At 46.5% G+C, this 20,679-nt stretch carries 20 protein-coding genes; 9 read left to right on the top strand and 11 right to left on the bottom strand.

Going from position 1 to position 20,679, the window contains the following annotated elements:
- Positions 1-41: 41 nt before the first annotated feature.
- Both B7Y67_RS00180 and B7Y67_RS00185 read left to right on the top strand, forming a co-directional pair.
- On the top strand, positions 42-1,181 hold the full coding sequence (locus tag B7Y67_RS00180; protein ID WP_293596806.1) for an efflux RND transporter periplasmic adaptor subunit: 1,140 nt from the start codon (positions 42-44) through the stop codon (positions 1,179-1,181).
- Positions 1,182-1,188: 7 nt separating this feature from the next.
- Positions 1,189-4,224, top strand: coding sequence for an efflux RND transporter permease subunit (locus tag B7Y67_RS00185; RefSeq protein ID WP_293596744.1), 3,036 nt, complete (start codon positions 1,189-1,191; stop codon positions 4,222-4,224).
- A 67-nt stretch (positions 4,225-4,291) separates the two neighbouring features.
- Here B7Y67_RS00185 and B7Y67_RS00190 read toward each other — a convergent pair whose 3' ends face one another.
- The 3 genes from B7Y67_RS00190 to B7Y67_RS00200 are packed head-to-tail and all read right to left on the bottom strand — an operon-like array spanning position 4,292 to position 5,794.
- Positions 4,292-4,954 (bottom strand): glutathione S-transferase N-terminal domain-containing protein, encoded by a 663-nt coding sequence (locus B7Y67_RS00190; RefSeq protein WP_293596745.1) that lies wholly within the window; start codon positions 4,952-4,954, stop codon positions 4,292-4,294.
- A gap of 22 nt (positions 4,955-4,976) precedes the next feature.
- A complete protein-coding gene (locus B7Y67_RS00195) occupies positions 4,977-5,465 on the bottom strand; it encodes a flavin reductase family protein (protein WP_293596746.1) in 489 nt (162 codons plus the stop codon).
- 26 nt (positions 5,466-5,491) lie between these two features.
- Positions 5,492-5,794 carry a hypothetical protein gene (locus tag B7Y67_RS00200; protein WP_293596747.1) on the bottom strand — a complete coding sequence of 101 codons (303 nt, stop codon included), beginning with the start codon at positions 5,792-5,794 and terminating at the stop codon, positions 5,492-5,494.
- Positions 5,795-5,881: 87 nt separating this feature from the next.
- On the opposite strand from B7Y67_RS00200, the gene B7Y67_RS00205 reads away from it, so the two are divergent.
- Positions 5,882-6,865, top strand: coding sequence for an MDR family oxidoreductase (locus tag B7Y67_RS00205; RefSeq protein ID WP_293596748.1), 984 nt, complete (start codon positions 5,882-5,884; stop codon positions 6,863-6,865).
- A 21-nt stretch (positions 6,866-6,886) separates the two neighbouring features.
- Here the strand turns inward: B7Y67_RS00205 and B7Y67_RS00210 are convergent, their stop codons facing one another.
- Complete coding sequence (locus tag B7Y67_RS00210; RefSeq protein ID WP_293596749.1) at positions 6,887-7,063, bottom strand: DUF1289 domain-containing protein; 177 nt, start codon at positions 7,061-7,063, stop codon at positions 6,887-6,889.
- A gap of 22 nt (positions 7,064-7,085) precedes the next feature.
- Between B7Y67_RS00210 and B7Y67_RS00215 the strand changes: the two genes are divergently transcribed.
- The gene (locus B7Y67_RS00215) at positions 7,086-8,171 is read left to right on the top strand and encodes an MBL fold metallo-hydrolase (protein WP_293596750.1); all 1,086 of its coding nucleotides are present in this window, start codon (positions 7,086-7,088) and stop codon (positions 8,169-8,171) included.
- On the opposite strand, the gene B7Y67_RS00220 is transcribed toward B7Y67_RS00215, so the two are convergent.
- Positions 8,083-8,526, bottom strand: a complete 444-nt coding sequence (locus B7Y67_RS00220; RefSeq protein WP_293596751.1) for a PhaM family polyhydroxyalkanoate granule multifunctional regulatory protein — start codon at positions 8,524-8,526, stop codon at positions 8,083-8,085. The genes B7Y67_RS00215 and B7Y67_RS00220 overlap by 89 nt on opposite strands.
- 78 nt (positions 8,527-8,604) lie before the next feature.
- Between B7Y67_RS00220 and B7Y67_RS00225 the strand changes: the two genes are divergently transcribed.
- Both B7Y67_RS00225 and metH read left to right on the top strand, forming a co-directional pair.
- Positions 8,605-9,669 (top strand): homocysteine S-methyltransferase family protein, encoded by a 1,065-nt coding sequence (locus B7Y67_RS00225; RefSeq protein ID WP_293596752.1) that lies wholly within the window; start codon positions 8,605-8,607, stop codon positions 9,667-9,669.
- Positions 9,666-12,413 (top strand): methionine synthase, encoded by a 2,748-nt coding sequence (gene metH / locus B7Y67_RS00230; RefSeq protein WP_293596753.1) that lies wholly within the window; start codon positions 9,666-9,668, stop codon positions 12,411-12,413. The genes B7Y67_RS00225 and metH overlap by 4 nt, the downstream gene beginning before the upstream one ends.
- A gap of 21 nt (positions 12,414-12,434) precedes the next feature.
- On the opposite strand, the gene B7Y67_RS00235 is transcribed toward metH, so the two are convergent.
- Positions 12,435-12,752 (bottom strand): DUF1840 domain-containing protein, encoded by a 318-nt coding sequence (locus B7Y67_RS00235; protein WP_293596754.1) that lies wholly within the window; start codon positions 12,750-12,752, stop codon positions 12,435-12,437.
- Between the two features lie 68 nt (positions 12,753-12,820).
- Between B7Y67_RS00235 and argS the strand changes: the two genes are divergently transcribed.
- The 3 genes from argS to B7Y67_RS00250 are packed head-to-tail and all read left to right on the top strand — an operon-like array spanning position 12,821 to position 15,839.
- Positions 12,821-14,515 (top strand): arginine--tRNA ligase, encoded by a 1,695-nt coding sequence (gene argS, locus B7Y67_RS00240; protein ID WP_367227269.1) that lies wholly within the window; start codon positions 12,821-12,823, stop codon positions 14,513-14,515.
- A gap of 50 nt (positions 14,516-14,565) precedes the next feature.
- Positions 14,566-15,180, top strand: coding sequence for an SPOR domain-containing protein (locus B7Y67_RS00245; RefSeq protein WP_293596756.1), 615 nt, complete (start codon positions 14,566-14,568; stop codon positions 15,178-15,180).
- On the top strand, positions 15,177-15,839 hold the full coding sequence (locus B7Y67_RS00250; RefSeq protein WP_293596757.1) for a thiol:disulfide interchange protein DsbA/DsbL: 663 nt from the start codon (positions 15,177-15,179) through the stop codon (positions 15,837-15,839). The genes B7Y67_RS00245 and B7Y67_RS00250 overlap by 4 nt, the downstream gene beginning before the upstream one ends.
- A 9-nt stretch (positions 15,840-15,848) precedes the next feature.
- On the opposite strand, the gene B7Y67_RS00255 is transcribed toward B7Y67_RS00250, so the two are convergent.
- Genes B7Y67_RS00255 through B7Y67_RS00275 form a run of 5 tightly spaced genes read right to left on the bottom strand, consistent with a single transcriptional unit; the run spans position 15,849 to position 20,612 of the window.
- Complete coding sequence (locus tag B7Y67_RS00255; protein ID WP_293596758.1) at positions 15,849-16,625, bottom strand: SDR family oxidoreductase; 777 nt, start codon at positions 16,623-16,625, stop codon at positions 15,849-15,851.
- Positions 16,622-17,917, bottom strand: coding sequence for a cyclopropane-fatty-acyl-phospholipid synthase family protein (locus B7Y67_RS00260; RefSeq protein WP_293596759.1), 1,296 nt, complete (start codon positions 17,915-17,917; stop codon positions 16,622-16,624). The genes B7Y67_RS00255 and B7Y67_RS00260 overlap by 4 nt, the downstream gene beginning before the upstream one ends.
- The gene (locus tag B7Y67_RS00265; RefSeq protein WP_293596760.1) at positions 17,914-18,699 is read right to left on the bottom strand and encodes a DUF1365 domain-containing protein; all 786 of its coding nucleotides are present in this window, start codon (positions 18,697-18,699) and stop codon (positions 17,914-17,916) included. Before B7Y67_RS00265 ends, B7Y67_RS00260 begins: the two co-directional genes overlap by 4 nt.
- Positions 18,700-20,088: an NAD(P)-binding protein gene (locus B7Y67_RS00270; protein WP_293596761.1), complete on the bottom strand. Its 1,389-nt coding sequence runs from the start codon at positions 20,086-20,088 to the stop codon at positions 18,700-18,702.
- Positions 20,088-20,612: a glutathione peroxidase gene (locus B7Y67_RS00275; RefSeq protein ID WP_293596807.1), complete on the bottom strand. Its 525-nt coding sequence runs from the start codon at positions 20,610-20,612 to the stop codon at positions 20,088-20,090. Before B7Y67_RS00275 ends, B7Y67_RS00270 begins: the two co-directional genes overlap by 1 nt.
- Positions 20,613-20,679: the final 67 nt, after the last annotated feature.

Genomic DNA, 20,679 nt, shown 5'->3' on the forward strand with positions numbered 1-20,679 from the left:
AACGCTTTCTGCGGAGCAAGGCTAATGCCAAACTGCAATCAATGACGCCTTTAGGTCGTCGCATGACGATTATGTTGTGCGGCGTATTTTTGTTATTGGGCTTGATATTTGGATTTAATCAACTCAAGACTTTCATGATTAAGCATTTCATTGCGGGCATGGGCTTACCACCAGCAACAGTTTCGACGATGGTGGTGGAGACAACGGCATGGCAACCCAAGTTGTCTAGCGTTGGAAATGTGCGTGCATATAGAGGTGTAGAGCTCAGCACTGAAATTGGTGGCTTAGTGCAAAACGTACCCATTAAATCTGGCATGGATGTTAAAGAGGGCGAGTTGCTCATTAAATTGAATGATGCCTCTGATGTTGCACAGCTCAACTCCTTAAAAGCATTGGCAGATTTGGCTAAGGTAATTAATGAGCGTGATAGACAGCAGTTAGAGATTCAGGCGATTAGTAAGAATGTATTCGATACCAGTAAAGCAGATGCCAAGTCAAAGCAGGCTCAGGTAGAGCAGCAAACTGCTTTAGTGGCTAAGAAGAATCTAAAAGCTCCCTTCAGTGGTCGCGTCGGTATTGTGATGATCAACCCTGGGCAGTTCGTTAACCCGGGCGATAAGTTGCTTACCCTCCAAACCTTAGATCCTATTTTTGTGGACTTTAATCTCCCACAAGGTAATGCTGAGCAGATTCAGGTTGGCCAAGAAATTGTAGTGACGACCGATGCCTTTAAGGGTTCAAGCTTTACTGGCAAAGTTACTGCTGTGAGTCCTAAAGTAGATACCAACACGCGCAATATTCAGATTGAAGCCCAGCTGGCTAATCCGGATAAAAAGATTTTGCCGGGCATGTTTGCTAACGTGAATATTAAGTTGGGTGATGAAGTGAAGTTGCTGACCTTGCCTCAAACTGCTGTGACTTATAACCCATATGGCTCTACAGTCTTTATTGCTAAGCCAACTGGTAAAAAGGATAAGCAGGGCAAACCTGCGCTTGAGGCTCAACAAGTTTTTGTGACTACTGGACTAACCCGTGGAGATCAAGTGGCGATTCTCAAAGGGGTTGAAGAGGGGGCCACGGTTGTGACTAGTGGCCAACTTAAGCTGAAGAACGGTACTCCGCTGATTGTGAATAACAAGGTGTTGCCAGCGAATTCACCAAACCCACAGCCACAGGAATAAGTCCTAGATGAATTGGACTGACATATTCATTCGTAGGCCGGTGCTCTCACTGGTAGTGAGTGCGCTCGTCTTGGTATTTGGTTTAAAGGCGGTTGGATCTTTGCCTGTCAATCAATATCCGCAAACGCAAAATGCGATCGTTACGATTACAACGGCTTACTATGGCGCTGATCCAGAGACGATTGCAGGATTTATTACGCAGCCACTAGAGACGGCGATTGCTCAGTCTCAAGGTATCGACTATTTGTCCTCGATGAGTGTGAGCGGCCTATCGACAATTACCGCAACTCTGAAGCTCAATTACGACTCCAATGCTGCGTTAACGCAGATCCAAACTCAGATTAGTTCGGTTAAGAATCAGTTACCACCGCAAGCCCAGCAACCTGTGTTGACTGTACAGATTGGTCAGTCCACTGCAGCGATGTATATGGGTTTTTATAGCGATGACATTCCAAACAATGCGATTACTGATTACTTATTGCGGGTAGTGAAGCCAAAGCTGGATTCTGTAGACGGTGTACAGAATGCTGAAATTACTGGTGGCAGAAAGTTTGCTCTGCGCGCTTGGCTTGATCGCGAGAAGATGGCAGGGCTTGGTGTGGGTGCAGATGATGTTTATAGTGCCATGGCAGCCAATAACTACTTATCCGCAGTAGGTAGCACTAAAGGGGATATGGTTGCTGTTGACTTGGTGGCAGGTACCGATCTCCATACGCTTGATGAGTTCCGTAAATTGGTTGTCAAGAAAGATGGCATCAATATTGTGTACCTTGATCAAGTGGCTACTGTAAGCATGGGCTCGGAGGACTACAACACCAACGTCGCCTTTAGCGGTAAGAAATCGGTGTTTATTGCTATCAAGGTAGCACCCCAAGCGAATTTGCTTGATGTTGCTGAGCGTGTGCGTGCAGCGGTGCCCGATATTCAGAAGCAGTTACCCACTGGCATGTCAGGCAAGGTAGTTTACGACTCTACTAAGTTCATTACCACGTCGATTGATGAGGTGGTGGCAACGCTTCTAGAGGCGCTGTTGATTGTGACGGTGGTGATCTATCTCTTCTTAGGAAGCGCACGTGCTGTTGCTGTGCCTGTGATTGCGATGCCACTTTCTTTGATTGGCACATTCTTTTTGATGCAGGTCTTGGGCTACTCCATTAATTTGCTGACACTTCTTGCCCTCGTTCTGGCGATTGGCTTGGTCGTCGATGATGCCATTATTGTGGTTGAGAACGTTGACCGTCATATGAAGGAAGGAAAGTCTCCGCTAGAGGCTTCTTTGATTGCTGCTCGTGAGTTAGGCGGCCCGATTTTGGCGATGACCATTGTATTGATCGCGGTATATATCCCTATTGGTTTTCAGGGTGGATTAACCGGTGCGCTCTTTACGGAATTCGCCTTTACCCTAGCCAGTGCAGTCGCGGTATCAGGATTAATTGCATTGACGCTTTCTCCAATGATGTGTTCCCGCATCTTTACTGAGGAGCAAGAGGCCTCTTCTTTTGTGCAAAAGATTGACCGCATATTTGAAAAGGTCCACCACAGCTATCAAACCACTTTGCGTGAGCTCTTGAGTACCTGGCAAGTCATCATTGTGATGGGTGTAATTTTGCTAGGTGGAGTTGCCTACCTCTACGCTACTGCCCGCGCTGAATTAGCGCCAACAGAGGATCAAGGTATCGTGTTGATGCAGGCTTCAGGCCCACCCAACAGCACGGTCAATCAGATGCAGACCTATGCCGATCAGATTTATCAAATATCAGCAGCAGAGCCTGAGTATGAGCAGATGTTCCAGATCACCAGCCCCACCAGTAGTTTTGGTGGTGTGTTGCTCAAGGATTGGGATCAGCGAAGTCGCAATGCTACAAAGTTCCAAGAGGATATGCAGGGCAAGTGGAATACGATCGCTGGCGCTCGTGTAGCAGCTTTCCAGTTCCCAGCGTTGCCAGGTGCGCAGGGCTTACCTGTTCAGGTGGTTATTAATACCACTGAGTCTTATGAATCGCTGAATGAAGTCTCGCAAGCAGTTTTAGATAAAGCGCGTCGTAGCGGCAACTTTTTCTTCGTAGACTCGGATTTGAAGATTGATAAGCCACAAGACGTTTTAGAAATCGATCGTGAAAAAGTCGCTGCACTGGGCATGACGCAGCAGCAAGTGGGTAATGCGCTATCAGCTGCTTTGGGCGGCGGTTATGTTAACTACTTCTCTGTCGCTGGCCGTTCATATCGTGTCATTCCGCAAGTTAAGCAAGTAGATCGCTTAAATCCAGACCAGATCTTGGATTACTACATACGCACGCCAAGTGGTCAGATGATTCAGGCGCGCACCATCGCAACGATTAAGCAAAGAGTGGTACCGCAGTCGATTAATCACTTTCAGCAACTCAACTCCGCAACAATCTCTGGTGTAAGTACGCCATTTATTTCTCAAGCGGACCTGCTGGAGTTCATGCGCCAAACTTTAAAAGAAGTAGCGCCGAACGGTTACACCATGGATTACGCTGGCCCATCACGTCAGTTCATGGCAGAGTCCGGCGGCTTCTTGGTGACGATGTTCTTTGCGATCTTGATCGTGTTCTTAGTCTTAGCTGCACAGTTTGAAAGCTTCCGCGATCCGATCGTGATTTTGGTTTCAGTACCGCTCGCCTTGTTTGGGGCATTGATTTTTATTAATTTAGGATTCACCACCTTGAATGTGTATACCCAGGTTGGACTGGTCACGCTGATGGGATTGATTAGTAAGCACGGTATTTTGATTGTGGAGTTTGCAAATGAATTGCAGGAAGCTGGTCGTAGTAAGTTGGATGCCATCGTAGAGGCAAGTAGCGTGCGTCTGCGTCCGATATTGATGACTACTGCTGCAATGGTGTTGGGTGTAGTACCTCTGGTGATTGCCTCTGGTGCAGGTGCGGCTGGTCGTCAATCTATGGGCATCGTGATTTTTACTGGCCTATCGATTGGCACTCTGTTCACGCTCTTTGTAGTGCCCGCTATGTATTTATTTATTGGCGCTGATCACCACCAAAAGAAATTCAAGCAGCAGTAATATATTCCTCAAGTAAGTAAAGAAAAAGGGTGAACTTGGTTCACCCTTTTCTAATTGAGCACTTATATTACTTCACAATGTTGAGTGCTTTTTCTTCTACTACGCTGTATTTGGTTTCCCTAGATATGCGCTTCATCCACTCATCAATATTGCTTAATTGCGAGCGTGGTCCAGTTTTTTCTGGGAAGGTTTGCTCTAGTAGGAGCCATCGACTTACGCACAAAGCCAATGGAATGTCTCCAATAGTGAATTGTTCACCAGAGCAGTAGGAGTTATTCTCTAAATACTGATCAAGCAAGGCGAGCCATGAGTCTGCCTCTTGATAAGACTTTTTAATTAGCTCATAGTTACGGTCTGCTTCAGGGACGCGAGTGAGTCCAAGCACTGCCACCCTTAAAGGTGGCCACATGGTTCCCAGTTGCCAATCCATCCATTTTTCAGATTGGAACTGACTTTTTATGTCTGCAGGAAAGCGTTTCCCTTGATCGTACTGGTTGTTTAGATAGCGCAAGATAGTGTTAGATTCCCAAAGCACAAGATTTCCATCTTCAAGCGTTGGTACTAAGCCGTTTGGATTAAGGGCTAAGAATTCGGGAGTGCGACTCTTGCCAAAATGAAGGCCCGCATCAATGCGCTCAAAATCCTTGCCTTCTTCTAACCCTAACTCTGCCAGGCACCACAACACCTTTTGGACATTGATTGAAGTTTTTCTTCCCCACAAACGCATCATGAGAGCTCCTATTGGCCTGTATTTAAAGGGGTGAGTCCAGTCCCATAAATTTGCTATGCGCAAAGATGAGGGGGTGACTTTGTGCTGCGTGCTTTAAGTTGAGAACTTTGGCAACAATAATGTTGTGGTCGCCCCCGGTGTGCACTGATACAGTTTCGCATTCAAAGTAAGCGCAGCATCCATCAATTTGAGTAAGGCCGCTAGCTGCAATTTGATGGGGAATGTTAACGAACTGATTTTCTTTAACGGTGGCAAAGTGCATTGCCATGGCTTCCTGCGAACGCTCCAAGACATGAATAAGCTGTTTCTGACCGACCTCAAAGTGGGGCATTAAACGTGAATGCTTTTTGAGGCTCCACAAAATGAGTGGTGGCTCTAATGAAACAGTATTAAATGAGCTGATGGTGATGCCGTGCGCCTGCTGGTCGGGATCCAGGCAAGTAATCACAGTGACCCCTGTCGCAAAAGAGGAAAAGCCTTTGCGTAGCTCTTGGGAGGTAAATGGGGTCATCTTGCTATATCTATTTAGTGATTTACTTACTTTGCTACAGCTGTAGTGGGTGCATCAGAGGACATTGCTGTGCCAGGAATCGGGGTGAGGATTTCATTTTCTTCAGCTTTTACGCATTTAAAGCGATATTCCTTGCCTGCCTTAGAGAGGAAGCTTGCTCCTTGGTAGAAATCATTCTTACAAGTTGTGTTGGCGAAATCCATGACATCTTGTGGTGCTGCGCTGGAGCTAATTAAGCGCATATTACCCATAGACATATTAATTTGGCTTGAGGAGCATCCAACTAGTGTTAGACCAGAGGCCGCAGTTAATAGTAGAATTTTTTTCATGGAAACCTCCATAATCAGCAATGCTCGTTAGGATAAACCTATTACGTATTTGCTGTGGAGAATGCAGCGCTTTTAAAAGGAAGAGACATGTTTAACGCGATTTTGGTGAATAAAGATGATCAAGGTTATCGAGCTGAGCTTGCTCAGGTCAATGAGGCAAGTTTGCCTGAGGGCGATGTCAGAGTGAAGGTGCTCTATTCCACGCTGAACTACAAAGACGGCTTGGCCATTACTGGCAAAGGGCCAGTAGTGCGCAGCTTTCCGATGGTTCCTGGAATTGATTTTGCGGGTGAGGTATTGGAGAGTGCTAGCCCAGAATTTAAGGCCGGCGACATGGTGTTGCTGAATGGTTGGGGTGTTGGTGAAGGTCATTGGGGTGGGTTAGCCCAACAAGCACGCGTGAAGTCAGAGTGGCTCATTCCACTGCCAAAGGGTTTTACTGCTAAGCAGGCCTTAGCTATTGGTACTGCAGGTTACACGGCAATGCTATGTGTGATGGCTTTACAAAAGCATGGCTTAAAACCTAGTGATGGTGAAGTATTGGTGACGGGGGCTGCTGGTGGAGTGGGTAGCTTCGCTATCACCCTATTAAGTAAATTGGGCTTTACCGTAGTTGCCAGCACTGGACGTATGTCTGAGGCTGATTATTTGAAGAAATTGGGTGCAAGCGAAGTAATTGATCGCACCGCATTGTCGGCCCCTGGTAAGCCTTTAGCTAAAGAGCGCTGGGCGGCAGTAGTCGATAGCGTTGGTAGTCATACCTTGGCTAATGCCTGCGCACAAACCAAAAGTGATGGTGCGGTTGCCGCTTGTGGTCTTGCTCAGGGAATGGATTTTCCATCGACTGTTGCTCCATTCATTTTGCGTGGTGTAACTTTGTACGGCATTAATAGTGTGACAGTGCCAAAAGCAAAACGTATTGCAGCCTATGAGCAATTGAGTAAGCTGATTGACCTCAAAACTCTAGAAGAAATCTCTCATGAAATTAGCTTGGAAGATTCTTTAAAGTACGCAACAGAACTGATGGCAGGCAATGTGCGTGGTCGTTTGATTGTTGATGTCAATAAATAAGCAATTAGTAATTGGCAATACTTACTGCGGTACTTGAGGTTTGCGCGTTTCTAGTTTTTCCCAGACCTCAAGCTTGTCGGCCTTAGAAAGTTCAGACCAGCCTGCAATTTCAGTGAGCGTGCGATAGCAGCCACGGCAAAAACCATTTTCAGGGTTGATGTCGCACCAGTTGATGCAAGGCGATGGAACTGTTGTCAAAGCAAACCTAGAATAGAAATAGATGAATACCAAAAACCAATCCAGCGATCTTAGTTCTATTCATTATCCCTTAGCCGATGCTTTGCCGGAAGTGGGTGACTCAATGGAGGTCTCGCCTGGCGTGCGCTGGTTGCGTATGCGCTTACCCTTTGCTCTGGACCACATTAATTTATGGCTGCTGCGTGATGAGCTTGAAGGCATTCAAGGCTGGACAATTGTTGATTGCGGCATTGCCAATGAGGAGACCAAAGCAGCTTGGGAGCAGATCTTTGCCACACAGCTAGAGGGCTTACTGGTATTGCGGGTGATCGTGACCCATATGCATCCAGATCACGTGGGACTCTCTCAATGGCTCTGCGAAAAATGGAATGTACCTCTCTGGATCTCCATGACGGATTATTTAACAGCGCAATGGTTGAGCCATAAAGAAGGTGGTGCTACTGTTGGTGCCCGTGCTGGCGGCGGTGGTTCTGCGGACCACTTTCAGAGACATGGATTAAGTGCTCCAGAAGATTTAGAAAAAATCCGGGCACGCTCGAATTACTACAGCAATATGGTTCCAGGTGTACCGCGACAATATCGTCGCATCATCGATGGTGAAGTGATTTTGATTGGTGGACACGAGTGGCAAGTGATTATGGGGTTTGGCCATGCGCCTGAGCATGCTTCACTATTTTGTAAAGATTTAGGTGTGTTGATTTCTGGGGACATGTTGTTGCCACGCATCTCCACCAATGTCAGTGTCTATGACGCGGATCCTGATGCAGATCCTCTCGGTTTATATCTGAGTTCTTTGGATCGCTACCTACCTTTGCCTGATAACACCTTAGTACTGCCATCTCATGGTAAGCCATTTATAGGAATGAAGTCGCGGATTGATCAGTTGAAATTGCACCACGATGAGCGCTTGGCAGAAACGCTTGGGGCCTGTAAAAAACCGGCAACTGCTCGAGAGATAGTGCCGGTTTTATTTAAGCGTGAATTAGATATTCACCAAATGACATTTGCTATGGGTGAGGCTATTGCTCATCTGAATTACCTACTTCGTCGAGGAAAGTTGAGTCGCCAGCTTTGCGACGACGGCGTGTTGCGGTTTTGCGTGGTTTAGAGGCCTTAGTTCCGGACTCTTCAGTAGATCCGCCGGCAGCAGCAGTTGCTGAAACCGCATCTCCAAAGGATTTGAGGGCCATCATGGTGGCATGTTGTACTTCAAGACCCTGAATAGTGGACTTCAAGATATTGAGGTTGAGGTTAAGCCAGTTTTCAACGCTTTTGAGGTCTTTGATGCGCTTTTCTAGCTCATCGGTATCCAGCCCTGGAAATGCTGAGCCGAACCCCCCAGCAGCCTTGGAGGCATCTGTAGTGAAGGGAAATTGTCCTGGCGTCGATCCGCCTGCCCCCTGGCCCCACATGGTTTTCATCATTTCAAGGCTTTGATTGAATTCAGGGATAGTTCCAAACATAGGGCGAGCTCCGGGTCAGATAAAAGTGGCTTATTGCCAATACAATAAGAGATTCTAGAGATTAATCCCGGTTAAGCAATGCAATCTAATGGTTTATCCCAGCCTTACACCCGCGGCCAGGCACTTCCCGAGCTACTGAAGCAGCGCATTCTGATTTTGGATGGCGCTATGGGCACCATGATTCAGCAATACAAGCTGAATGAGGCGGATTACCGTGGATTACCAGCGAGCACTCGCTTTGAAAATCATCCGGGCGATATCAAGGGCAATAACGAACTTTTAGTTTTAACGCAGCCCCAAATCATTAGCAAGATTCATGAGCAGTATTTAGATGCGGGTGCAGACATTATTGAAACCAATACTTTTGGTGCTACCTCGGTTGCGCAAGAGGATTACAAAATGGCAGGCTTGGCACGTGAGATGAATGTCATCTCAGCTCAATTGGCGCGCGCTGCCTGCGAAAAATACTCTACGCCAGATAAGCCACGTTTTGCAGCGGGCGCAATCGGACCTACTCCAAAGACAGCAAGCATTTCTCCAGATGTAAATGATCCAGGTGCCCGTAACGTGACTTTTGATGCATTGCGTGCCTCCTATCGCGAACAGATTGAAGGCCTCTTTGAAGGTGGCGTTGATTTATTTTTAGTCGAAACCATTTTTGACACACTTAATGCAAAAGCTGCATTGTTCGCTTTAGATGAATTCTTTGAAGAAACTGGTGAACGTTTACCAGTGATGATCTCAGGTACAGTGACTGATGCTTCTGGTCGTATTTTGTCTGGACAAACAGTTGAGGCATTTTGGAATAGCTTGCGTCACATTAAGCCATTAACTTTTGGCTTGAACTGTGCCTTAGGTGCTGCACTAATGCGCCCGTATATTGCTGAGCTTGCTCGTATTTGTGATGCCGCTGTATCTTGCTATCCCAATGCAGGCTTGCCTAATCCAATGAGTGACACTGGATTTGATGAAACTCCAGAAATTACTTCCAGCTTAGTCGATGGCTTTGCAAAAGATGGTTTGGTGAATCTTGTGGGCGGTTGCTGTGGAACGACGCCAGACCATATTCGTGCGATTGCGAATGCAGTTGCTAAGCGTAAGCCTCGTGCCTTCTATCGTGAGAGCGTGGAGGCATCAGCATGAGTAAGACTGCAAAGGTAATGCCGCCGATGAAGCTCTCGGGTTTAGAGCCTTTCAATGTCACGCCTGAAGTTGGCTTTGTGAACATCGGTGAGCGTACTAACGTCACAGGCTCTAAAGCATTTTCACGAATGATTTTGAATAATCAATTTGATGAAGCCTTGGTAGTTGCAAGACAGCAAGTTGAGAATGGTGCTCAAGTCATTGACATCAATATGGATGAAGCGATGTTGGATTCTGAAGCAGCGATGACGCGCTTCTTGAATTTGATTGCTTCAGAACCAGATATTGCACGTGTACCGATCATGATTGACTCTTCCAAGTGGAGTGTTATCGAAGCGGGTCTGAAATGTATTCAAGGTAAGCCGATTGTTAACTCAATTTCACTCAAAGAGGGCGAGGAGTCCTTTAGAAAACAAGCGCACCTAATTCGACGTTATGGCGCAGCATCCGTGGTGATGGCGTTCGATGAAGTAGGTCAGGCCGATACTTTTAAGCGCAAGACTGAAATTTGCCAACGCTGCTATCAAATTCTTGTGAATGAGATTGGTTTTCCTGCAGAAGATATTATTTTTGATCCCAATATCTTTGCAATTGCGACTGGTATTGAAGAGCATGACAACTACGCAGTAGATTTTATTAATGCTACGCGCTGGATTAAAGAAAATCTGCCGGGCGCGAAGGTCAGTGGCGGCGTCTCCAATGTTAGCTTCTCTTTCCGTGGCAATGATCGCGTACGAGAAGCTATTCATACGGTGTTCCTGTATCACGCCATTCAGGCAGGCATGGATATGGGTATCGTCAATGCAGGACAGCTCGGCGTCTATGCAGACCTAGATCCCGAATTGTGTGAACGCGTTGAAGATGTGGTGCTTAACCGCTTTAAAGATAAAGACGGCAAGACTCCAACGGAGCGCTTGCTGGATATTGCTGACCAATTTAAGGGTGGTGGCGCAAAGCAGGTAGAGAACTTAGTTTGGCGTGAATCTCCAGTACGTGAGCGTTTAACCCATGCTTTAGTACATGGCATCACTACTTTTATTGAAGAAGATACTGAAGAGCTACGTGCGCAAATTATGGGTGCGGGTGGTCGTCCGATCGAGGTGATTGAAGGTCCCTTGATGGATGGGATGAACGTCGTTGGCGATTTGTTTGGTGCCGGCAAGATGTTCTTGCCTCAAGTGGTTAAAAGTGCACGTGTGATGAAGCAAGCAGTGGCGATTTTGATTCCTTACATTGAGGAAGAAAAACGCTTGCATATTGCCTCTGGTGGTGAAGCCAAAGCCAAGGGTAAGATTGTGATGGCGACTGTTAAAGGCGACGTGCACGATATTGGTAAAAATATTGTGACGGTAGTGCTGCAATGTAATAACTTTGAAGTTGCCAATATGGGCGTGATGGTGCCTTGCGCAGAAATTCTGAAGCGTGCTAAAGAAGAAAAGGCGGATATTGTTGGTCTGTCTGGTTTGATCACCCCATCCTTAGAAGAGATGACTTACGTTGCTCAAGAGATGCAGCGTGATGACTATTTCCGTGAACGTCAAATTCCATTGATGATTGGGGGTGCTACGACTTCTCGTGTACACACTGCAGTTAAGATTGCGCCACACTACGATGGTCCTGTGGTCTACGTACCTGATGCATCCCGTTCTGTGTCGGTGGCATCGAGCCTGCTTTCAGATGAGAGCGCCAAGAAATTTATTCAAGATCTGCGCGATGACTATGTGCGCATACGTGAGCAGCATGCCAATAAAAAAGCTTCGCCAACCATCTCACTAGAAGCTGCACGCAAGAATCGCGAGCTGATTGATTGGGATAGTTATGTGCCTGAGAAGCCGAAGTTCATTGGGCGCCGTGTTTTCAAGAATTTTGCTTTAAGTGATATTGCTAAATATATTGACTGGACACCATTCTTCCAGACCTGGGATTTAGCTGGTAAGTTCCCAGCAATCTTGGATGATGAAATCGTTGGCGTAGAGGCTCGCAAAGTATTTGAAGATGGCCAGGCGCTTTTAGATAAATTAATCAAAGGTCAGTGGTTGCAAGCCGATGCTGTAGTGGCCTTTTATCCAGCCAACACAATCGGTGATGACATCGTCTTATACAGCGATGAATCACGCGAACATCCATTATTTGTTTGGCATAACTTGCGTCAGCAGGCCGAGCGCCCTGTAGTTGATGGCGTACGTCGACCTAATCGTTGCTTGGCAGATTATGTTGCGCCAAAAGATTCTAAGGTGGCTGATTATCTCGGCTGCTTTGCTGTGACGACTGGCCATGGCGTTGAGAAAAAAGTGGCTGAGTTTCATGCCAAGCATGATGACTACAGCGCAATCATGTTGCAATCTTTAGCTGACCGTTTGGCAGAGGCATTTACAGAGTTAATGCACCACCGTGTTCGTACTGATCTGTGGGGTTATGCAACTGATGAAATTCTGACGAATGATCAAATGATCAATGAAGAATACCGTGGCATCCGTCCAGCGCCAGGTTATCCAGCTTGCCCTGCGCATGAAGTGAAAAAAGACTTATTGCGCGTCATTGGTTCAGAAGATATTGGTATGACCCTGACTGAATCGATGGCAATGAATCCGGCTTCCAGCGTCAGTGGTTTTTATCTGGCACATCCAGATGCGCGGTATTTCAATGTGGGTAAGTTGTCGGCAGACCAAATTGAAGATCTTGCTAAGCGCCGTAACGAGACTGTGGAAGATATCCGCCGTCAGCTGGCCAGCTCTATCGACTAAGAACTTCCTTGATGTGGTGCTTTAAACGCCCCACATCACCGGTTCATCTTTGGCCTTGGCCTGTTTCATGAGTTCTAGGAAGGGGTAGGCACGCTGGCCGAGTCTGTCTGCAAGCTTCGGTTTTTCAGTATTTTGTTGGTCATCCGCATTGCTTTTAGCTCGCTCTTCCAAATCTTTCAGAATGGCGGTTTCTAGGGCAATAATGAGGGCTGGTAGTTGCTCAACAGTGAAAATCCCCCTGGGCTCTAATGGGCGGCCCAAAATTTCAAAGATTCGCTGGGTCAGATCAGCCAACATGATGACGTCAGGACCCGCTTTGGAGCGAAATTGATAGATCATTTCAGTAGCTTACCACCTGATAAACTCACTTATCTATGTTGTTAACTAATAAAAATCGTTTAATTGAGATGCTCAGTGCCGCTCTAGAGGGTTTGGCCCAGGAGCACAGCTTGGGTGATGCCCCTGCCCCTCGTTTAGAGCGCCCCAAGGCGGTAGACCATGGCGATGTTGCTTGCAATATTGCCCTCCAGCTTTCCAAGGCTTGGAAGTTAAATCCCAGGGAATTAGCCCAAGCGCTGGTTGAGCGTTTGGAGCGGCAACCCGGCTATGGTGACCTCATCGCTTCTTGTGAAATCGCGGGCCCTGGATTTATTAACTTTCGCCTAAGCAATGCCGCTAAAACAGCGGTGGTTCAAGAGGTTCTTATGGCGGGGCCTCAGTTTGGTCAGTTAGCTCCAGAAGCGGCTCCAGTCTCCAGCGCCATGATTGAGTTTGTGTCGGCCAATCCCACTGGGCCACTACACGTTGGCCATGGTCGTCAGGCTGCACTCGGTGATGCCTTGGCAAACTTATTGGCAACGCAGGGCATTAAAGTACACCGCGAATTTTATTACAACGATGCTGGAGTGCAGATCGCAAACTTGGCACTCTCAGTACAAGCTCGATTAAACGGACTTAAGCCAGGTGATGTCACTTGGCCAGAAAGTGCTTATAACGGTGAATACATTGCGGAGATTGCGACTGCTTTTAAGGCTTCACCCGAATATAAAGATGACCTTGAAGCCATTCGTCAATTTGCCGTAGCGTATTTGCGCAATGAACAAGATATCGATTTAAAAACATTTGGCGTGAAGTTTGATTGCTACTACCTAGAATCTTCCTTGTATACCGATGGTAGCGTTGCCAAGATAGTTGAAGAGTTGCAGGATATTGGTAAGACCTACGAGTCTGAAGGTGCGCTTTGGTTGAAGACAACAGATGATGGTGACGATAAAGATCGCGTTATGCGTAAGTCTGATGGTAGCTTTACTTACTTCGTGCCTGATGTTGCCTATCACACCAGTAAATGGAATCGTGGCTTCCAAAAAGTGATTAACGTCCAAGGTAGTGATCACCATGGCACGATCGCCCGTGTGCGCTCAGGCTTGCAGGGCGTAGCGCAGAAGCGCGGTTGGGATATTCCAAAAACCTACCCAGACTATGTATTGCACAAGATGGTGACAGTGATGCGCCATGGTGAAGAGGTAAAAATTTCTAAACGTGCAGGCTCTTATGTGACTGTACGTGACTTAGTCGAATGGTCCGGCGGTGTTACGCCAGAGATGACTGTTGATGAGCGCGAGCTTGCGTTGCAGCGTGGACGCGATGCGGTACGTTTCTTCCTGATTTCTCGCAAGGCTGATACGGAATTTGTATTTGATGTTGATCTAGCATTGCAGCAAAATGATGAAAACCCCGTGTTCTATGTGCAATATGCGCATGCGCGTATTTGCTCAATCTTGACCCAATGGGGTGGACAAGTTTCTGACCTGAAGGGTGCAGATCTTTCTTTGTTGCAAAGCAAAGCTTCAGATCATCTCTTACGTCGTTTAGCTGAATATCCAGAAATGCTCACGGATGCAGCCGCAGATTTAGCGCCACATACCTTAGCTTTTTACTTACGTGATTTGGCTGGAGATTTCCATACTTTTTATAACGCAGATCGCGTTCTGGTGGATGACCCTGCCTTGAAATTAGCTCGTCTGGCACTGCTTTCGGCGACGCGTCAGGTGCTTGAAAATGGATTAAAAGTATTGGGTGTCTCAGCACCCGCTAAGATGTAAGCTGTACCAATTGCTAGCGCTTAAGATGTAAAAAGAAGGATGGGGATACGATGAAACAAAATAATCAACACACCAGCTTCACTCCAAAGACGAAGTCTACGAGCCCAGAGTATGGCGGCACTATCCTTGGTTTTATTTTGGGGCTTGGGGTTGGACTAGGGGTTGCTTTTGTGATCGCCTTCTATCTTTCTAAAAATACACCTCAAGAGCGCCCTGGAGTCAGAGCGCCTAATCTGCCTTTGACCATTAAGCCAGGGCCAGCTCCCGCAGAAGGTGAAGCAACCGCACCAGTGGAAGCTCTAGACTTAAATAAGCCTTTGCAAGGCAAGTCGGCAGCACCTGCCGCCAATGCCCCAGACCCAATTGCTGATTTAGCTAATGGCAAGAAACCAGCTGAATCAACCCCGGCACCAGCTGCAAAATCGGATGCCATTTATTTCTTGCAAGTGGGTGCTTTTAATAAACGCGCTGATGCAGATGCACAAAAAGCAAGTTTAGCTATTCAGGGTATTCAGTCACAATTGAGTGAAATTAGTAGCGAGGGCAATACGCTTTGGCGTGTTCGCGTTGGCCCATATAACAGTGTTGAGGAAAGCAATCCCGTGCGAGATAAGTTAAATGGCATGGGCATTAAACCGAGTGTTATTAAATCTAGTAAATCATGATCACATTATCTAAGTCTAAGAGAGCACTTATATCTGCCGCCATTCTTGGTTTGGCATTTTCTTTTTCAGGTCTGGCTTCTGCGCAAAGCCCGAAAATTGAAGAGGGCTTTGATTACCGTATTCTGCCTACCCCTCAGCCAGTTGAGTCCAAAGGTAAGGTTGAGGTTATCGAGTTTTTTTGGTACGGCTGTCCGCATTGCTATGACTTTGAGCCAGAGCTCAATGCATGGCTTAAGCGCCAGCCAAAGGATGTGACATTCCGTAAAGTACCTGTTGCCTTTCGCGATGACTTTATGCCACATAGCCAGTTGTTCTATGCCTTAGAGTCTATGGGCAAGGGTGAAGCGATGAATGACAAAGTGATGTATGCGATGCATAAAGAAAATAAACGCCTCATGACAGAAAATGAGATTGCAGATTGGGTTGCTTCTCAAGGCATCGACCGCAATACTTTCTTGGCTACTTATCGTTCATTTGCTGTTGTATCCAAAGCTCGTGCTGCAAGACAGATGGCTGATGCCTATCGTATAGATGGTGTGCCAACTATTGTGATGCAGGGTCGCTATGTCACTTCTCCATCCATTGCTGGAACAAAGGCTAAAGCAATTGCTGTAATGGATTATCTGGAGCAAAAAATCCGTAAGGATAAGTACAAGTAATTCAGTGTCTTAGATTTTGACGAAGCGTCGTACGATCCAGAAGTAAAGAGGGTAAGGCAGGATTCTGAGGAATTTTAAGAATCCTGAAAACCGCTTAGGGAAGTGAATATCAAACTCTCCCGCCTGAATTCCGCCGAGGATTTCTTTTGCAGCTTCATCAGCGGTTATCAGTGCTGGCATCTCAAAATCATTCTGTGCAGTAGCTTCTGTTGCCACAAATCCTGGTGAAATCATGTGTACGCTCACCCCCTGCGGCAGTAAGTCGTAATACAGGGTTTCGCAGAAGTTAATAATCCCTGCTTTGCTTGGCCCGTAAGCCAAAGCTTTTGGTAGTCCGCTATATCCAGCAACGCTACCAACGATCGCAATATGACCAGAGTGGGTCTCAAGCATATTGGGCAAGACTGCCCCTACTGCCCGCATGGGTCCTAGTAAGTTGGCATCAATAGTTTGTTGTGCAACCTCAAAGTCAAAATTGTCAGCACGCAATGGTGTGTACACACCCGAAACAAAGAGTAGTAGATCTAATCCGCCCCATGCCTCTAGGATGTGTTGATAGCTTGCAATGAGCTGCCCTTGCTGGGTAACATCTAGCGGGAGAACTAAGGCTTGTCCTGGGTCTGCCGATTGTGCAAGTGCATCTAGACGCTCAACACGACGGCTAGAGAGGGCAACTTTAGCGCCTGCCTTGATAAAAGCGTTTGTGCAGGCCTCACCGATTCCGCTCGAGGCCCCAACAATCCAAATCCGTTGATTTACAAATGAATCCATTCCTTTTTGCTTCATGGGCGTAGTGCATCACTTGAGTGAATAACATCTTGGTGTTTAAGGATGTACTGAACGACATCAATATTCTTTTCGGAAAATCCAGCTGCGCAATACATGAGATAGAAATTCCAGAGTCGAATGAACGCCTCATCAAATCCAAGGCGATATATTTCTTCAATCTTTTGATTAAAGCTATCACGCCATAAGCATAAAGTCTTAGCGTAGTCAGCGCCAAATGCAAACTCAGCTTCAACCTCTAAGCCGGCACTAGCAGCTGCAGCCTTGAATTTGCTTGGTGATGGCAGCATTCCACCTGGGAAAACATACTGCTGGATAAAGTCGGTGCTATGGCGATAACGATCAAACAAACCTTCTGCTATGACGATGGTTTGGATGCAAGCTCGGCCGCCTGCTTTTAGTCGATTGGCAATGGTTTGAAAGTACTCACCCCAATGGTTTTCACCAACTGCTTCAAACATTTCAATTGAGGCGATGCCATCAAACTGCTCTACACAGTCTCGATAGTCCTGAAGACGCACCTCGAATTGCTGGCCATCACTTGTCTGCGCAGCAACTTTTTGCAGTCTGGTATCGGCAAAAGCCTTTTGTTCAGTCGATAAAGTCAGGCCCGTAACTTGATTGCCGTTCCGCAGAGCCTCTTCCATAAAGCCACCCCAACCACAGCCAATTTCGAGGAGTTGATCATCTGGTTTGGCATGTATGGCATCCAAAATACGTTTGATCTTGGCACGTTGCGCATCCATCAGAGGTTGCTTGTCACCTTCAGAGAACCAGGCGCTTGAATAGCTCATGGTGGGATCTAGCCAAAGGGTATAGAAAGCGTTGCCTAAGTCATAGTGCGCATGAATATTCTTACGGCTTCCAGACTTGGAGTTGTCTCTAAACCAATGCCTCAGTCGATACGCTATAGAGCCTAACCAACTTCCATAAATTGCTCTTTCTAGGATGGTACGGTTACGAATAGCTAATTCCAGAACCGCTTTGAGATCAGGCGTATTCCATTCACCCCGAATATAGCTCTCAGCAAAGCCAATATCGCCATGAGATAACACTTCTTTAAATACGGACCAATCTAAAACTTGGATTTCTGCATGCAGCTGGTCTGCGCTATTTCCAAATTCTTTGACTTCTTTATTTGGCAGGGTGAGCAGCAAATGTCCGCTGCGTAATTGCCCTAAAAGAGTTAATAAGGTTTCTGTGCTTGAGCGATATTGTTGCTGTTTAGATTCGCACTTCTCAGGGCGAGAGAAGGTTAGGCGGGACAGCAGTGATTGGCCGGGGCGATTCATCGGGTAATTTCAAGTTCTGGTGGTTTAGGTTTTGAATGAAAGGGTACACCTTTTAACCATAATTTCAATGCCTGCCAATGAATTCGGCCAATGACGCCTAAGCTCATCAGGGGGTATTGAAGGAAGGCAAGATAGAGGGAGCTCTTATTTAAAGGCTGAGCTAGCCCGCTGATGCTTGTATTAATCAGTGGGGCGCCATCTTCGTGGAGTTCAATCCGACAAACGCTATTCCGCTTTGAATTGCTGTCCTGGGGAAATAAAAAGCGGAAGTGGTATTCCCCGCGTACGTCACAGAAAGGCGATACATGGAAAACTTTCCTACTTACCAAGGTCTCCCCGGATTGCAAGGCTTTGCCAGAGTCATGATTGAGTAAGTAGCAGTGCCGTTCACCAAAGGTGTTATTTACCTCGGCTAATACAGCTTGAACTTGGCCATTGGCTTGAGTGCAGATCCAAAAGCTCACAGGATTGAAGACGTAGCCTAGGACTCTCGGGAAGGTTTGTAACCAAATTTCACCATCAACATGCTGAATATGATTTTCCTTGAGGATCGCTTCAATCCAGGATAGGCTATCCGCATTACCCAATCCATGATCTTGGTCGAAGAATGAGAAGAGCCCGAACTGATTATCTTTAAGGCCGTGCTTGCTGAGTAGTTTTGGGTCACTTCTGCGCGCACGCATCGGAATAGATAAGGTAAATACACCGTAGCCAAAAGCGTTCTTGGCGGGGCGAAAGCGCCGATGCTTTACCGCGCCAAAATTAATCGTTGGCAAACTCATTTACTGAGCATCTTTGATGGAATTGGGTAAAACACGATGAGCAATTTTTCCCATTAGATCCATCGCCACTAATTCACCTGAGCGAAGACCATCTTCGTGAAAGCCAAAGCCAGTCCATGCACCACAATACCAAATTGAGGAATTACCCTGAATCAGTGGTAGCTCTTTTTGCGCCTGAACGGCGCGCATATCAAAGACTGGATGTGAGTAGTGAATTTCCTCATGCACCAATTTTGGATTGGGATCAGTCAATGGATTCAAGCTGACAATAATCTGTGTGCCCTCGAATGCTTTGGGTAGAGGTTGTAAGCGATTAATTAGATAATTCACACTGACGTGTTGTTGTGCAGTCGGTGTTGCGCCAGATTTTGCGGTGTAGTTCCAGGCTGCCCAGCAGCGCTCGGTAGTCGGTAAGAAATTAATGTCTGTATGCAAAATTGCACGATTTTTTTGATAAGGTACCGAGGCCAAAATATTGCGGGCATCCTGATCAATACCATGTACCAGATCTAAGGTTTGATCACTATGACATGCCATAACTACCTCATCAAACCAATGTGATCCAGTGGACGCAATGACTTCAACCTGAGAATTTTCAGCTTGACAGGCATTGACGCGAGTAACCGCCTCGCGCACAAACTTAACTCGATATTTCTCCAGAGCCGCCACTAAAAGATCTACATACTCTCGCGAGCCGCCTTTCACAGTAAGCCATTGCGGGCGATTTTGAATTTGCAAAAGGCCATGGTTATGACAGAAGCGGACCATGGTCTGAATTGGAAACTCCAGCATCTGCTCAACGGAGCATGACCAAATAGCGCCAATCATTGGTAGAAAATAATTCTCTCTAAAACTAGAGCCAAAACGATTGCGATCTAAAAAATCTTTAATACGCTCATCTGGCTCCGAGTATTCAAGCTTGGCAGTAATTTGCTTTTCTGCGAGTTGAGTGGCGAGACGATTGAAGCGCAATATGTCATAAGCCATGCTCCAAAATGACAGCGAGAATAAATTCTTTCTTTGTCCAAAGAAGGAATTGAGATCGTTTCCAGCCCATTCAATCTTTTTACTGGCACCTGTTTTTTTGCTAGCATCAATTGACACTGAAAATGACATCTCTGATGGCGCAATGGGCACCTGAATTTCCTCAAAAAGGCGAACTAAGCGGGGATAGGTTTTGCGATTAAATACTAAAAATCCAGTATCCACTCCATGGGTCATCTTGCCTTGAGGAGTTTCTAGCGTGAGATCTACGGTATTACTGTGGCCGCCAATATGGTTGCCGCCTTCAAATATGGTGAGATCTAAATCGGGGTGCTGTCTTAATGCATGTGCGCATCCTAAGCCAGAAATGCCGGCGCCAATGATGGCAATTTTTTTCTTGCCCACTAAATTTTCTCTCCAAGAAGTTTCTCTATCTCACCGGTAATGTTAGTGCTTGTTGGATTGGTCAGACTACCAAATGCGTCCACTACATTACCGTTGCGATTAATGAGGTATTTATAAAAATTCCATTTAGGTGTTGTACCGGTTTTAGCAATCAACATCTTAAATAAAGGATTGGGGTTGCCCCCGCTTACTGAGCTCTTGGCAAACATCGGGAACTTCACGTCATAGGTATTTTTACAGAATTCAGCAATATCTTTATTACTGCCGGGCTCCTGTTGACCAAAATCATTAGATGGAAATCCCAATACCACTAAGCCGCGATCTTTATATTTGGCATATAACTTCTCAAGACCCTCATATTGGCTAGTGAAACCACAGAAGCTGGCTGTATTCACAACTAAAATGACTTTGCCCTGGTATTGGCAGAGGTTTTGAGGTGCCTCATCCTGCAATCTCGGAAAGGTCTGAGACAGAAGGGGGCTGCAGCTGGGTGAGGCTGGCGGTGCTGCCTCAACTAATTGCATTACTGGTAGCAGCAAAAGTAGTGCTAGTAAGTAGCTCTGCATATTGCGAATCATCTTGAGCCTATGG

Source organism: Polynucleobacter sp. 35-46-11, from assembly GCF_002281105.1.

Coding starts and splice junctions, on each gene's coding strand:
- B7Y67_RS00250 (WP_293596757.1), top strand. CDS start 15,177: ATGATCACATTATCTAAGTCTAAGAGAGCACTTATATCTGCCGCCATT.
- B7Y67_RS00200 (WP_293596747.1), bottom strand. CDS start 5,794: ATGAAAAAAATTCTACTATTAACTGCGGCCTCTGGTCTAACACTAGTT.
- B7Y67_RS00195 (WP_293596746.1), bottom strand. CDS start 5,465: ATGACCCCATTTACCTCCCAAGAGCTACGCAAAGGCTTTTCCTCTTTT.
- B7Y67_RS00190 (WP_293596745.1), bottom strand. CDS start 4,954: ATGATGCGTTTGTGGGGAAGAAAAACTTCAATCAATGTCCAAAAGGTG.
- B7Y67_RS00275 (WP_293596807.1), bottom strand. CDS start 20,612: ATGCAATTAGTTGAGGCAGCACCGCCAGCCTCACCCAGCTGCAGCCCC.
- B7Y67_RS00245 (WP_293596756.1), top strand. CDS start 14,566: ATGAAACAAAATAATCAACACACCAGCTTCACTCCAAAGACGAAGTCT.
- B7Y67_RS00220 (WP_293596751.1), bottom strand. CDS start 8,526: ATGTTTGGAACTATCCCTGAATTCAATCAAAGCCTTGAAATGATGAAA.
- B7Y67_RS00215 (WP_293596750.1), top strand. CDS start 7,086: ATGAATACCAAAAACCAATCCAGCGATCTTAGTTCTATTCATTATCCC.
- B7Y67_RS00185 (WP_293596744.1), top strand. CDS start 1,189: ATGAATTGGACTGACATATTCATTCGTAGGCCGGTGCTCTCACTGGTA.
- B7Y67_RS00205 (WP_293596748.1), top strand. CDS start 5,882: ATGTTTAACGCGATTTTGGTGAATAAAGATGATCAAGGTTATCGAGCT.
- B7Y67_RS00260 (WP_293596759.1), bottom strand. CDS start 17,917: ATGAATCGCCCCGGCCAATCACTGCTGTCCCGCCTAACCTTCTCTCGC.
- B7Y67_RS00180 (WP_293596806.1), top strand. CDS start 42: ATGACGCCTTTAGGTCGTCGCATGACGATTATGTTGTGCGGCGTATTT.
- metH (WP_293596753.1), top strand. CDS start 9,666: ATGAGTAAGACTGCAAAGGTAATGCCGCCGATGAAGCTCTCGGGTTTA.
- B7Y67_RS00255 (WP_293596758.1), bottom strand. CDS start 16,625: ATGAAGCAAAAAGGAATGGATTCATTTGTAAATCAACGGATTTGGATT.
- argS (WP_367227269.1), top strand. CDS start 12,821: ATGCTCAGTGCCGCTCTAGAGGGTTTGGCCCAGGAGCACAGCTTGGGT.
- B7Y67_RS00235 (WP_293596754.1), bottom strand. CDS start 12,752: ATGATCTATCAATTTCGCTCCAAAGCGGGTCCTGACGTCATCATGTTG.
- B7Y67_RS00265 (WP_293596760.1), bottom strand. CDS start 18,699: ATGAGTTTGCCAACGATTAATTTTGGCGCGGTAAAGCATCGGCGCTTT.
- B7Y67_RS00225 (WP_293596752.1), top strand. CDS start 8,605: ATGCAATCTAATGGTTTATCCCAGCCTTACACCCGCGGCCAGGCACTT.